Consider the following 12,592-nt stretch of genomic DNA (forward strand, 5'->3'; position numbering starts at 1 on the left):
AGCCGACGCCTGAGCCCACACCGGAGCCCACACCAGAACCAACAGCAGAGCCGACTCCCGAACCGACGCCGGAGCCGACCCCGGAGCCGACGCCGGAACCCACACCAGAACCGACGCCGACCCCCGAACAGAACGGCACGCTCGACCCCATCACCGACCCCATCCTCGGTGGCGATGACAGTAGCAGCACGAGCAGCAACGACGGGTTACTCGGAATCCTCTAACGGTCGGTTCCTCCGTTCTCTCACTGCGAAAACTGATTTGCGCGTCGATACGGTTCGTTACCCGTCCAGACCGAGGTCGACGTCGAAGCTATTGCCGGCGCGCGGGACGCCCTTGACCGTCACCGTCTCACCGGTCATGAACGCCGCGGCGTCGCTGGCGAGGAACTGAACCACGTCCGCGATGTCCTCGGTGTGGCCGATGCGTCGGTCGACCGTCTCCCGCGGTGGCATCTGCTCTTCCTGAATGCCGAGCGTCTCGGCGACGCCGGGCGTCTGGATGAGTCCCGGGGCGACGCAGTTGACGCGGATGCCGTATGGCGCCCACTCGACGGATAGCGTCTCGGTCAGCCGGATGATGGCGGCTTTCGAGGCGCTGTAGTGGCTCTCGTGCGGTGCGGCGTGTTGGCCGTTGACGCTGGAGAGGTTGATGATACAGCCGCCGTCTCCCTCGCGCATGTACTCGCCTGTGGCCTGCGTGCAGTGGAAGGTGCCGTGGAGGTTGAGGTCGACGATGGCCTTCCAGCCGTTCTCGGAGATGTCCTCGAAGGGGGCGACGAACTCGCCGCCGGCGTTGTTGACGAGCAAATCGACGCCGCCGAACTCCTCGACGGTGGCCTCGACGAACGCCTCGACCTCGTCGGGTTCGCGGACGTTGCACTCCACGGCGAGGGCAGTGCCGCCCTCCTCCCGAATCCCTTCGGCGACGGGGTCGACGCGGTCCTGTGACCGAGAACAGATGGCGACGTTAGCGCCGTCGGCGGCGAGTCGCTCCGCGATGGTTCGACCGATACCCTGTGAGGCACCGGTGACGATGGCGTTACAGCCGTCGACGCTGAACTGGTCTGTCGGCATATCCGCTCCCTCGAAGGCCGCCGGTATCACGGTATCGGTGGGTGTTTTACCGTCCAGTTCGTGAGCCGACACGAACATGCCGTATCGGGCTGACACGAGACGGGGGCGCGCCGTTCGTTGGGTTCTGCTGACCGGGAACCGACGCGTCGTCGTCGGCTGGCTGCTGGTCGGCGTCTTCCTCACTCTCGTGCCGATAGGCGTCCTCGCTCCCTCGGAGGTGAACCAACTCCTCGACGAACAGGGTGCGGTCGCGTCCATCCTCAACACCCTGTTGAGCGGCGTCATCCTGCTCGTGTCCATCGTCGTCTCGGTCACTTCGCTGTCGGTCTCACGGGAGTTGGCCTCCATCGACGGCTACCGCGACCACATCAGCGGTTCCCGGGAGTTCCGTCAGCAGACCGAGAACGTCCTCGAAGTCGACGTGAGTCCCGCGGAACCGGCGAACTTCCTGGAGGCTCTCTCGCGGGCGATTCGCGAACACGCCGACGAAATCCGTGCCGCCGTCGAGAACAGCGACGAGACCGTCGCCGAGGAGGTCAACGCGCTCATCGACGGACTCGTCGGCGAGGTCGAACCCATCGAGGAAACGCTCGCCGAAACCGAGTTCCGAACTATCGATATGCTGTTGACGGCGTTGGCGTTCGACTACGCCGAACAACAGCAGGCGGTCAGACAGTTCCAATCCCGACACGACGGCGATTTCCCCGACGGCATCGACGAGGAGATGACCGATCTCCTCGATGCTCTGGAGTACTTCAGCACTGCCCGCCAGTACTTCAAATCGCTGTACTTCGAACGGGAGTTCGCCAACTTCTCGCGGGACCTCATCTACGCCTCGATTCCCGCTATCCTCATCATCTCGTATGCGATTTTGGTCGTCGACGGCAAACTCGTCCCCGGGAAGACGCTGGGCGTTCCGAACATCTACGCGTTCACCGGTGCGGCCTACACCGTCGCGTTGGCACCCTTCGCGGTCCTCACGGCGTACGTCCTCCGGGTGTCGGCGGTGACGAAGCGGTCGCTGGCGTCGGGACCGTTCGTGTTAAAAAGCGAGTGAAACGCAGGTCGGACGCGTCGGTTACAGGAAGCCTTCGATGTGGTCGACGACTTCCTCGGGCGTGTCGCCGACGGGGACGCCCGCATCGTTGAGCGCGTCGATTTTCGACTCGGCGGTGCCGGTGCCGCCGCCACCGGAGACGATGGCGCCGGCGTGACCCATCCGCTTGCCTGGCGGGGCGGTGCGGCCGGCGATGAAGCCGGCGACCGGCGTGTCCATGTACTCGCCGATGTAGCGGGCGGCCTCCTCCTCGTCTTCGCCGCCGATTTCGCCGCACATGGCGATGGCCTTCGTGTCGGGGTCGTTCTCGAACATCTCGAGGGCGTCGACGAAGTCGGTGCCGATGATGGGGTCGCCGCCGATGCCGACGGCGGTGGTCTGACCGATGCCCCGCTTCGTGAGGTTGTCGACGACCTGGTAGGTCAGCGTCCCCGACCGGGAGACCAACCCGACGTTACCGCTCTCGAAGATGTTGCCCGGCAGGATGCCGAGTTTAGCCTGCCCGGGCGTGATGACGCCGGGACAGTTCGGACCGACGAGCTGTGTATCGGTCTCTCGGAGCTTCCGGTACACTTTCGACATGTCCTGTTGGGGGATGCCCTCGGTGATGGCGACCACGAGGTCAAGCGGCGCGTCGAGCGCCTCGAACAGCGCGTCGGCGGCAAAGGCCGGCGGGACGAAGACGACCGAGGTGTCCGCGTTCTCCTCGCGAGCGGCGCGGTCGACGGTGTCGTAGACGGGGATGCCGTCGACTTCTTGGCCGCCCTTACCGGGGACGGCGCCGGCGACGACGTTCGTTCCGTATTCGACCATCTGGCGGGTGTGGAACTTCCCCTCGCCGCCAGTGATGCCCTGTACCACGACGCGGCTGTCGTTGTCGACTAAGATGCTCATTGTGCTTCCTCCTCGGCGTATTCGACGGCTCGCTGGACGGCTTCCTCCAGCGTCACCTCGACGGTCACGAGGTCGGTGTTCAGGATGTCCATGCCTTCCTCGGCGTTCGTGCCGGCGAGTCGGACGACGACCTTCTTGGGAATCTCGTCGAAGCTCTCCAGAGCCTCGTTGATACCCTTCGCCACCTCGTCACCACGGGTGATGCCGCCGAAGATGTTGAACACGACCGCGTCGACGTTCTCGTCGGAGAACACCATATCGAGGGCGTTGGTGACGCGTTCGGCCTTCGCGCCGCCGCCGATGTCGAGAAAGTTGGCGGGTTCGCCCCCGTAGTAGTCGACGAGGTCCAGCGTCGTCATCACGAGTCCGGCGCCGTTGCCGATGATGCCGACGTTACCCGACAGTCGGACGTAGTCGAATCCGTACTCGTTTGCCTTCGCTTCGAGGTCGTCCTCTGCAGCCTCGTCCTCCATCTCGGCGAGGTCGGGGTGCCGGAACAACGCGTCGTCGTCGATGTTCATCACGGCGTCGGCGGCGACGACGTCGCCGTCGGCCGTAATCATCAGCGGGTTGACCTCGATTTCGGTCGCGTCGGAGTCGTCCCACAACTGGAACAGCGTCCGAAGGACGCTGGCCACGTCGCCGGCGACCTCTCGGTCGACGCCGGCCTCGTAGACGGCCTTCCGGGACTCGTAGGGCTGCATCCCGAAGGCGGGGTCGATGTGTTCGCGCTCGATGGCCTCGGGGTCCTCGGCGGCGACCTCCTCGATGTTGACGCCCCCGCGGGTCGAGACCATCGCGACGGGTTCGCCCTCGTTTCGGTCCATCGTCACGCCGACGTACAGCTCGTTGACGAAGTCGACGGCTGCCTCGACGAGAACGCGGTCGACGTGGAGGCCCTTGAGGTCCATCCCGATGATGTTCTCGGCGGCTTCGCGGGCTTCCTCGGCGTTGTCGACCAACTCGATGCCACCGGCCTTCCCACGACCACCGACCTGTACCTGCGCTTTGATAGCGACGGGGTAGCCGATGTCCTCGGCCGCATCGACCGCCTCGTCGACGGTCGACGCGAGCTTCGAGTCCGGGACCGGTACCCCGGCGTCGGCGAAGACACCCTTCGCTTGGTACTCGTGAAGTTTCATCCACCTCGAACGGCGAGTGGCAGCCGCTTAAATCGTGCCCTTTGCTGGCTTGGCGGCTCGAAAAATATCGCTGTAAACCCGACGCACGTCCACGGACGGGAGAAAATCCCTGCCGTGAGTACGCTAAACGCTCAACACGTTGTGTCGGAGAGGAATCGTACGGCGGGGTGAATCGTCCGCCGCTGGAACCCCCGCCGCAGGGCGCCAACACCGTAGTGGGGATGGGGGAACTCGGACGGCCGGCGCCCACGACACGCTACCGGCTTGACCGGTAAAGTTATTTAGCGATTATTCTCCATCGAGATGGCGTCAGCGGGGTAACGTCTCGTTCAGGGGGCGTTCACCTTCGGTGTCGACTCGGTGCCCTCCGTGAGGCGGCGGTGGGAGGACCACCGCCCGAAATGGGAGAACCGACCTAGTGGGGTGAATCACGGTCGGAGTCGTGCCGACGACCACCGCTTGGAGGTGACCTCGGCATCCACCGATACGACCTTGTTAAGAATAGGGATTTACCCGGCTAGTCTAGGTCATTTATTAACACGAACGAGGAAACGGGGGGCTACGGGGTCCGGTTTCGTCGGGATGGACGGCGTCGGACGACGGGCCCGCGGATTCGCGGGAGGTGGGGGGTTGTGCCCCGTCGGCCGTTGTAAAACGTGCCGTCCGGATTGGTATACGGTAGCAGACGACTTAGCCCTTCTGACCGTTCGGGACGACACCGGATTATTGGGTGGCCCGGGAGCCGGTATGGTCGGGTTGCATACGGTTAGCCCGCCCGTTCGATGGCGACGAGGTCGTCGACGGGCGGGACTTCGGCGTCGGCCTCCGTGATGATGTCGAGTCGGCGCGTGAGTTTCTTCCGAGCGTAGGCGACGAGCGCGCCGTGGTCGACCGGTCCCTCGATATCCGTGAATATCCCGGCGACGTGTGGCATCAGTTCAGTCAGCACCTCCCGAACGACAGTTTCGTCGACATCTTCCTCTTGGATGAGGTTCCGTACTTGGTGCATTCCGAAGCCGACGTGCCGACCCTCGTCGGAGCGAATCCGTGCGATGCCCTCGACGAGGCCGTCGAGGTCCGGCAGTTCCGACCGGGGGGCGTGTGACGACGTCGTCGTCACCGCTTGAACTGAACGCCGACTGCAAACTGTAGTAGGCGGTCTGGGCGAGGACGCTCTCGGCGACGATGTGATAGTGGCTGTAAGCGCGGGCGCGCGCTTCCGGGGAACGGTCGTCCAACAGCGCGGCCATCGACTCCTCGACGGCGTCGAACAGCGCGACGTAGTCGTCGTTGAGATACCGCTCGTCGGTCGGGTCGGTCACGTCCATCCCGAGCTCCTCGGCGACGGGCGTCAACACTTCCTCCCAGTAGCGGTCGAAGAACCGGGTGTGTTTGGCCTCCTCGTACAACTGCGTCGTGAGAAACAGCTGTTCGTCGGTGCCGTCGAGCGCGAGCCCGAGCGGCATGAGGTCCTCGGTAACCGCCTCCTCGCCGCCGCCGAAGCGGGCGACGGCGAGTCTGAGCATGTCGAACTCCTCGCCGGTGAACGACGCCTCGTAGTTGAGTAATTCCCGTCTGTCTCCGGCGATATCGACCTCGTCGGGGTCCCAGTGGCGATAGACGGCGTTTCTGAAGTAGCCGCCGGCGAAGGAGTCCATGTCCGCGCGCGTTCCACGGTCCGTGTCGGTCAGTCGTGCCATAACCGTGTCACACACTAACAGATGTTTGCCTCTCCCCCGGTTATCTGCGGGGTGTTTTTTATTCCTGGACTCGACTGGAAGGATATGCGGACCGCCACGATTCGGCTGTCGGCGCCCGACAGCGGCCTCCACCCGGCCGACAGCGACGTAGCCGACCACCCCGACATCGAACGGGTGGCCATCGACGGGATTTCGATGCTGGAGGACGGCACCGGCGTGGCACTGTGTCGGCTGCGAGGCAACGCCGAGGAACTCCGAACCATCCTCTCGGAGTCGACGGGTATCTCGGCGTTCCACGCAAGCGTTACCGACGAGACCATCCACGTTTTCGTCCACTTCGAGCAGACCGATACTGCGGCGGCGCTGTTGACGCTGCGCCGGTCACACGAACTGGTCGTCCGAACTCCGATACGGTGGCTCTCGGACGGCCGCCTGGAGATATCCGCCGTCGGCGACGACGCGACGCTGCAGGACGCCCTGGACGGACTCCCCGACGACCTTCACGTCGAGTTGGTCGAAATCGGCGCGTACGCCCCCGAGCACAACCGCCCGGAGTCGCTGCTCACCGACAAACAACTGGAAGTTCTCGACGCCGCCCTCGCGACCGGCTACTACGAGGAACCGCGCCGCGGCACACAGGCCGATGTCGCCGACGCTGTCGGACTGGCTCCCGCGACGGTCGGTGAACACCTCCGACGAATCGAGGGGAAGGTGTTGCGGGCGCTTCGGGAGTAGGCCCGCATCCAAACCTCGTATATAAATTTCCGCCAGCGAGCGGAAGTGGTCGTTTCGTTTCACCCGCCACGCGATTTTATGCGGCACGCGCCCCTACGGGCAGTATGGCAGTAGAATACGATTTCGACGGAGCGGTCGTGTTGGTAACCGGGGCAAGCGGGGCTCTCGGAAGTGCCATCGCCGAGGCTTTCGATGCGGCCGGGGCGACGGTGTGTGCTGCGGACATCGTCGCGCCGAGCGATGACGACGCGCTGGTCGACTCCTCGGCCGTCGAGTTCTACGAAACCGACGCCACCGACGAGGACAGCGTCCGCGACACCGTTTCGGCCGTCGTCGACGACCACGGCCGTCTCGACGCACTGTGTAACATCGCCGGCACGTGGCGCGGTGGCGACCCCATCGAGGACACCGACGTCTCGGAGTTCGATATGCTGTTCGACGTGAACCTCAAGTCGATGTTTCTCGCCTCGAAACACGCGATTCCGCACCTCAGAGAGACCGGCGGTGCCATCGTCTCGGTGTCGGCGCGGTCGTCGCTGGAGGGTGGTGAGGGAGACGGTCCGTATCGCGCCTCGAAGGCGGGCGTTCGACTCCTGACCGAAACCGTCGCCGAGGAGAACCTCGGCGAACTCCGGGCCAACGCCATCATGCCGAGCGTCATCGACACGCCGATGAACCGCGAGATGATGCCCGACGCCGACCACGACTCGTGGGTCGACCCCGGCGACATCGCCGACGTGGTCATGTTCCTCTGCTCCGACGAGGCGACGGTAACGAGCGGCGCGGCAGTGCCGGTGTACGGCGAAGCCTAACGTGAGCGTGTGACGCGGCAACGCGCCTACCTTCGAATAGCGTCATTTTTGCGTCCCCACCTCCGGCATTCGACCGATGACAGACAGAGAAACGTGGGCAACACGAATCGGATTCATCCTCGCGTCCATCGGGTCGGCGGTCGGCCTGGGGAACATCTGGCGGTTCCCCTACCAGACCGCCGAGTTCGGCGGCGCGGCGTTCCTGTTGGTGTATCTACTCGCGGTCGTCGTCATCGGATTGCCGGCGATACTCGCTGAGTTCGTCGTCGGACGCCGTGCCGACATCAGCGCCATCAGCGCCTTCGACGCACTCGACCACCCCGGCTGGCGTGCGGTCGGCGCCCTGGGTGTCTTCGGCGGCTTCTGGACGCTGTCGTACTACAGCGTCGTCGGCGGGTGGGTGTTCCGCTACATCGGCGCCAGCGTCACCGGCGGCTATCTCGAAGCCCCGGGTGAGTACTTCGGGGCGGTTTCCGCCGGGCCGGAGGCGCTCGCCCTCCACGCCGCGTTCATGCTCGTCACCGTCGGCATCGTCGCCTTCGGCATCCGCGGCGGCATCGAGAAGGCGACGAAAGTGATGGTGCCGAGTATCGTCATCTTACTCGTCGGGTTGGCGGTGTACGCCTTTACGCTCCCGGGGTCGGGCGCCGGCTATCAGTACTTCCTCTCGCCTGATTTCGGTGCACTCATGGAAAACTACCAGACGGTCGTTCCGGCGGCGGTGGGACAGGCGCTGTTCTCGCTGTCGCTCGGGTTTGCGGTGATGATAACGTACGCCTCCTACATCGACGACGACGAGAACCTCTTCGTCGACGGCGGCGCCATCGCGTTGACGAACACGCTCATCGGCATTACGGCTGGACTCGTCGTCTTTCCGCTGTTGGCGGTTCAGGGTGGCGGTTACGGTGAGGCCGGCCCCGGCGCGATTTTCGTCTCGATTCCGACCGCACTCTCGGACGTGCCGTTCGGGTCGGCGGTCGGCTTCGTCTTCTTCCTCATCGTGGCCGTCGCGGCGCTGTCGTCGGCCATCTCCCTTTTGGAGGTCGTCGTCTCCCATCTCGTCGACACCTACGGGTTCGAACGCCGTCGAACGACGGTGCTACTCGGTGGCATCGTCTTCGCACTCGGCATCCCTTCGGCGCTGGACACCGCGTGGCTGACGTGGTTCGACGCCATCGGCGTGAACCTGCTGTTGCCGACGGCCGTCCTGCTGGTCGTCGTCTTCGTCGGCTGGGTGCTCGCCGACGACGCCGTCGAGGAGATTCGAAAGGGAGCCGACGGGTTCGAAACGGTCGGTACGGTGTGGCTGTGGTCGATTCGCTCCATCGTGTTCCTGGCCGTCCTCGGAACGGTCGCGTTGAGCCTCTTCGAGTTGACCGGTGCGCCGCTGTAGCGACGCCCCCTGAACTCACGCGGTTCGTCGTCGCTGTCCCGATAGCGGAAACCCTTTTTCGTGGCTCCCCGTTTTCCCGCCAACTGGGTTGACAATGGACGACAAGATCGAGGAACTACGCGAGCTGAAACGGGACGCCGAGAAGGGCGGTGGCGAGGAGCGCATCGCCAAACAACACGAAAAGGGGAAGATGACCGCTCGCGAGCGAATCGAGTACTTCCTCGACGACGGCACCTTCGAGGAGTTCGACCAGCTGAAAACCCATCGCAGCACGAACTTCGAGATGGACGACGACCAGCCGTACGGCGACGGCGTCGTCACCGGCTACGGCGAGGTCGACGGCCGGCAGGTGTTCGTCTTTGCCCACGACTTCACCGTCTTCGGTGGGTCCCTCGGCGAGGCCTTCGCCGAGAAAGTGTGTAAAGTGATGGACCGCGCCGTCGAAACCGGCGCGCCCATTATCGGACTGAACGACTCTGCCGGCGCCCGAATTCAGGAAGGCATCGACTCGCTCGCTGGGTACGCGGACATCTTCCACCGCAACCAGAAAGCAAGCGGTGTCGTCCCCCAGATTTCGGCCATCATGGGGCCGTGCGCTGGCGGCGCGGTGTACTCGCCCGCGATTACGGACTTCATCTTCATGGTCGAGGAGACCAGCCACATGTTCATCACCGGCCCGGACGTCATCGAGACGGTCACCGGTGAGGAGGTCGGTTTCGAGGAGTTGGGCGGCGCCTCCACCCACACCAAGGAATCCGGCGTCGCACACTTCTCGTCGGCCGCCGAGAAGGAGGCACTCGACGATATCCGGTATCTGCTGTCGTATCTCCCCTCGAACAACGTCGAGGACCCGCCGCGGGTCGAACCGTGGGACGACCCCGAGCGCCGCGACGAAGAGTTGGCCGACGTGGTGCCCGCCGAACCGCAGAAACCCTACGACATCGTCGATGTCATCGACCGCGTCGTCGACGAAGATTCCTTCTTCGAGGTGGCGGAGGGGTACGCCCGCAACCTCGTCACCGGGTTCGGCCGTCTCGACGGCCGGTCGGTCGGCATCGTCGCCAATCAACCGCGAGTCAACGCCGGCACGCTGGACATCGACGCCTCGCTGAAAGGCGGCCGATTCGTCCGGTTCTGTGACGCCTTCAACATCCCTATCGTCACGTTCGTCGACGTTCCGGGCTTCATGCCCGGTACCGACCAGGAACACGGCGGCATCATCAAACACGGCGCGAAGTTGCTGTACGCCTTCAGCGAGGCAACGGTGCCGCTTCTGACCGTCATCACACGGAAAGCCTACGGCGGCGCCTACGACGTGATGGCCTCGAAACACCTCGAAGCCGACGTGAACTACGCCTGGCCCACCGCCGAAATCGCCGTCATGGGGCCGAAGGGTGCAGTCAACATCCTCTACGACGACGAGCTGGCGGCCGCCGACGACGTGGAAGCACGCCGCCAGCAACTCATCGACGAGTACCGCGACCAGTTCGCCAACCCCTACACGGCGGCCGAACGCGGATTCGTCGACGACGTGTTGGAGCCGAAGGAGACGCGGCCGCGACTCATCCGCGACCTCGAGATGCTCGAATCCAAACGCAAGGACACGCCGGACCGCAAACACGGCAACATCCCGCTGTGAGCATGCGCCTGAACGTTCCCGACGACGCCAACAAGGACGAGGCCGCCGCCATCGCCGCCGTCATCCGTGCACACGTCAACGCCGACGGCGACGACGAAGACGAGGAGACGACCGACTGGAACGACCGCCGGTGGCGGTTCAGCGGTCGGGTCGACTCCCTACAGGGCCGGCGGATTCGCACGCCAGCGGGAGCACCCGACGATGCCTGGAGCGCCGCCGGCCGCACCGAACGGATGCCGTTCCGCTGACTGTTTCTCCGCTGACAGACCCTCGGTACGCCGACACAGGGTGCGAGTAAACCGCCACAATCGATGCGGTGTACGCAAATAAACGATAAATTTGTGTGCTGTTGAAAATCGTGAAAACCGATAGAATGACAAGTTCTCCGTCGGTGGACCAGTATACGATGTTCGACAAGGTACTCGTCGCCAACCGGGGTGAAATCGCGGTGCGCGTGATGCGCGCCTGCGATGACCTCGGTATCGACACCGTCGCCGTCTACAGCGACGCCGACAAACACAGCGGCCACGTCCGCTACGCCGACGAAGCGTACAACATCGGTCCCGCGCGGGCGGCCGACTCGTATCTCGACCACGAGGGCGTCATCGAGGCCGCCGAGAAGGCCGACGCCGACGCCATCCACCCCGGCTACGGCTTCCTCGCGGAGAACGCCGAGTTCGCCGGGAAGGTCGAGGGCACCGAGGGTATCACGTGGGTCGGCCCGTCCTCGGAGTCGATGGAGCAGGCCGGCGAGAAGACCAAGGCCCGGAAGGTGATGGACGCTGCCGACGTGCCAATCGTCCCCGGGACGACCGACCCCGTCGACACCGTCGAGGAGGTCCACGAGTTCGGCGAGGAGAACGGCTACCCAATCGCCATCAAGGCCGAAGGTGGTGGCGGCGGCCGCGGGATGAAAATCGTCCGCGACCCCGAAGAGGCCGAAGAGCAACTCGAAACAGCCAAGCGAGAGGGTGAGGCGTACTTCGACAACGATTCAGTCTATCTCGAACGCTACCTCGAGGAACCTCGACACATCGAGGTCCAGATTCTCGCCGACGAACACGGCAACGTCCGCCACCTCGGCGAGCGTGACTGTTCGCTCCAGCGTCGCCACCAGAAGGTCATCGAGGAGGGGCCCTCGCCGGCGCTCTCGGACGAACTCCGGGAGAAAATCGGCGAGGCCGCCCGCCGCGGCGCCGACGAGGCCGACTACTACAACGCCGGCACCTTCGAGTTCCTCGTCGAGGAAGAGGACCGCGAGGACGGGGAATTGCTCGGTCCGGACGCGAACTTCTACTTCCTCGAAGTCAACACCCGCATCCAGGTCGAACACTGTGTCACCGAGGAATTGACGGGTATCGACATCGTCAAGTGGCAACTTCGGGTCGCCGCCGGCGAGGAGCTGACCTTCGAACAGGACGACGTCGAACTCGACGGCCACGCCATCGAGTACCGCATCAACGCCGAGAACGCGGCCAACGACTTCGCACCCGCCTCGGGTGGGGAACTCGACGTGTACGACCCGCCGGGCGGTATCGGCGTCCGACTCGACGACGCGGCCCGGCAGGGCGACGACCTCGTCACCGATTACGACTCGATGATAGCGAAACTCATCGTCCACGGCGAGGACCGCGAGGAGTGCTTCGCGCGCTCCGCGCGGGCGCTCGCGGAGTACGACATCGAGGGTATCCCGACTATCATTCCGTTCCACCGGTTGATGCTCGAAGACGAGGAGTTCACCGCGGGCACCCATACGACGAAGTATCTCGACCACCACCTCGACCGTGACCGCCTCGACGAGGCCCAGGAGAGGTGGGGCACCGGTGACACCGGAAGCGAGAGCGACGAGGAGGTCGTCGAACGGGAGTTCACCGTCGAGGTCAACGGCAAGCGCTTCCAGGTGAACCTCGAAGAGCGCGCGAGATGGCCGCAGCCCGTCCCGCACCGGGCGCCGCTGGCGGAGGCGGCGGTGGTGGCGGCGGTGGGGGAGGCGGTGGCGGCGGCAGCGCCCCCGCCGTTTCCGCCGAAGGCGAAGTCGTCAGCGCCGAGATGCAGGGGACCATCCTCGAAGTGAACGTCGCGGAGGGCGACACCGTCGAATCCGGTGACGTCATCTGCGTGCTCGAAGCGATGAAGATGGAAAA

The 12,592-nt window shown here is 64.6% G+C and carries 12 protein-coding genes and 2 pseudogenes; 9 read left to right on the forward strand and 5 right to left on the reverse strand.

Translation table 11 applies throughout. From position 1 onward, the window contains the following. The coding region (locus GJ631_RS18810) for a hypothetical protein (RefSeq protein WP_197425176.1) at positions 1–224 on the forward strand (224 nt) is incomplete at its 5' end. Between the two features lie 57 nt (positions 225–281). On the opposite strand, the gene GJ631_RS17515 is transcribed toward GJ631_RS18810, so the two are convergent. Beyond that, positions 282–1,076, reverse strand: a complete 795-nt coding sequence (locus tag GJ631_RS17515) for an SDR family NAD(P)-dependent oxidoreductase (RefSeq protein ID WP_156710388.1) — start codon at positions 1,074–1,076, stop codon at positions 282–284. Between the two features lie 76 nt (positions 1,077–1,152). On the opposite strand from GJ631_RS17515, the gene GJ631_RS17520 reads away from it, so the two are divergent. Further along, positions 1,153–2,133, forward strand: coding sequence for a hypothetical protein (locus tag GJ631_RS17520; protein ID WP_156710389.1), 981 nt, complete (start codon positions 1,153–1,155; stop codon positions 2,131–2,133). 21 nt (positions 2,134–2,154) lie between these two features. Here GJ631_RS17520 and sucD read toward each other — a convergent pair whose 3' ends face one another. The 4 genes from sucD to GJ631_RS17535 form a co-directional block, all read right to left on the reverse strand. Beyond that, on the reverse strand, positions 2,155–3,027 hold the full coding sequence (sucD, locus tag GJ631_RS17525; RefSeq protein WP_156710391.1) for a succinate--CoA ligase subunit alpha: 873 nt from the start codon (positions 3,025–3,027) through the stop codon (positions 2,155–2,157). Continuing rightward, positions 3,024–4,169, reverse strand: a complete 1,146-nt coding sequence (gene sucC, locus GJ631_RS17530; RefSeq protein WP_156710392.1) for an ADP-forming succinate--CoA ligase subunit beta — start codon at positions 4,167–4,169, stop codon at positions 3,024–3,026. The genes sucD and sucC overlap by 4 nt, the downstream gene beginning before the upstream one ends. Before the next feature lie 766 nt (positions 4,170–4,935). Further along, positions 4,936–5,103 (reverse strand): hypothetical protein, encoded by a 168-nt coding sequence (locus GJ631_RS19135; RefSeq protein ID WP_231754025.1) that lies wholly within the window; start codon positions 5,101–5,103, stop codon positions 4,936–4,938. Positions 5,104–5,107: 4 nt separating this feature from the next. After that, positions 5,108–5,869, reverse strand: coding sequence for a hypothetical protein (locus GJ631_RS17535; RefSeq protein WP_231754026.1), 762 nt, complete (start codon positions 5,867–5,869; stop codon positions 5,108–5,110). 84 nt (positions 5,870–5,953) lie between these two features. On the opposite strand from GJ631_RS17535, the gene GJ631_RS17540 reads away from it, so the two are divergent. From GJ631_RS17540 to GJ631_RS19540, 7 genes and pseudogenes are all read left to right on the forward strand, one after another. Further along, positions 5,954–6,604: a helix-turn-helix domain-containing protein gene (locus GJ631_RS17540; RefSeq protein WP_197425178.1), complete on the forward strand. Its 651-nt coding sequence runs from the start codon at positions 5,954–5,956 to the stop codon at positions 6,602–6,604. 104 nt (positions 6,605–6,708) lie between these two features. After that, complete coding sequence (locus tag GJ631_RS17545; RefSeq protein WP_156710394.1) at positions 6,709–7,416, forward strand: SDR family oxidoreductase; 708 nt, start codon at positions 6,709–6,711, stop codon at positions 7,414–7,416. 76 nt (positions 7,417–7,492) lie between these two features. Further along, positions 7,493–8,809, forward strand: a complete 1,317-nt coding sequence (locus tag GJ631_RS17550; protein WP_156710395.1) for a sodium-dependent transporter — start codon at positions 7,493–7,495, stop codon at positions 8,807–8,809. A gap of 94 nt (positions 8,810–8,903) precedes the next feature. After that, positions 8,904–10,448: an acyl-CoA carboxylase subunit beta gene (locus GJ631_RS17555; RefSeq protein WP_370518728.1), complete on the forward strand. Its 1,545-nt coding sequence runs from the start codon at positions 8,904–8,906 to the stop codon at positions 10,446–10,448. Between the two features lie 2 nt (positions 10,449–10,450). Next, positions 10,451–10,696 (forward strand): acc operon protein, encoded by a 246-nt coding sequence (locus GJ631_RS17560; RefSeq protein ID WP_156710398.1) that lies wholly within the window; start codon positions 10,451–10,453, stop codon positions 10,694–10,696. Between the two features lie 158 nt (positions 10,697–10,854). Beyond that, positions 10,855–12,402: pseudogene (locus tag GJ631_RS17565) on the forward strand (acetyl/propionyl/methylcrotonyl-CoA carboxylase subunit alpha); the annotation flags it as partial. A 74-nt stretch (positions 12,403–12,476) separates the two neighbouring features. Then, positions 12,477–12,592 (forward strand): annotated as a pseudogene (locus tag GJ631_RS19540) (biotin/lipoyl-containing protein); the annotation flags it as partial.

Source organism: Natronomonas sp. CBA1123, assembly GCF_009741925.1.
In the GTDB taxonomy this organism is placed as follows: domain Archaea; phylum Halobacteriota; class Halobacteria; order Halobacteriales; family Haloarculaceae; genus Natronomonas.

What these genes read in the sequence shown, in the direction of transcription:
- GJ631_RS17520 (WP_156710389.1), top strand. Translation starts at nt 1,153, where the DNA reads ATGCCGTATCGGGCTGACACGAGACGGGGGCGCGCCGTTCGTTGGGTT.
- sucD (WP_156710391.1), bottom strand. Translation starts at nt 3,027, where the DNA reads ATGAGCATCTTAGTCGACAACGACAGCCGCGTCGTGGTACAGGGCATC.
- GJ631_RS17545 (WP_156710394.1), top strand. Translation starts at nt 6,709, where the DNA reads ATGGCAGTAGAATACGATTTCGACGGAGCGGTCGTGTTGGTAACCGGG.
- GJ631_RS17540 (WP_197425178.1), top strand. Translation starts at nt 5,954, where the DNA reads ATGCGGACCGCCACGATTCGGCTGTCGGCGCCCGACAGCGGCCTCCAC.
- GJ631_RS19135 (WP_231754025.1), bottom strand. Translation starts at nt 5,103, where the DNA reads ATGCCACACGTCGCCGGGATATTCACGGATATCGAGGGACCGGTCGAC.
- GJ631_RS17535 (WP_231754026.1), bottom strand. Translation starts at nt 5,869, where the DNA reads ATGGCACGACTGACCGACACGGACCGTGGAACGCGCGCGGACATGGAC.
- sucC (WP_156710392.1), bottom strand. Translation starts at nt 4,169, where the DNA reads ATGAAACTTCACGAGTACCAAGCGAAGGGTGTCTTCGCCGACGCCGGG.
- GJ631_RS17560 (WP_156710398.1), top strand. Translation starts at nt 10,451, where the DNA reads ATGCGCCTGAACGTTCCCGACGACGCCAACAAGGACGAGGCCGCCGCC.
- GJ631_RS17515 (WP_156710388.1), bottom strand. Translation starts at nt 1,076, where the DNA reads ATGCCGACAGACCAGTTCAGCGTCGACGGCTGTAACGCCATCGTCACC.
- GJ631_RS17550 (WP_156710395.1), top strand. Translation starts at nt 7,493, where the DNA reads ATGACAGACAGAGAAACGTGGGCAACACGAATCGGATTCATCCTCGCG.
- GJ631_RS17555 (WP_370518728.1), top strand. Translation starts at nt 8,904, where the DNA reads ATGGACGACAAGATCGAGGAACTACGCGAGCTGAAACGGGACGCCGAG.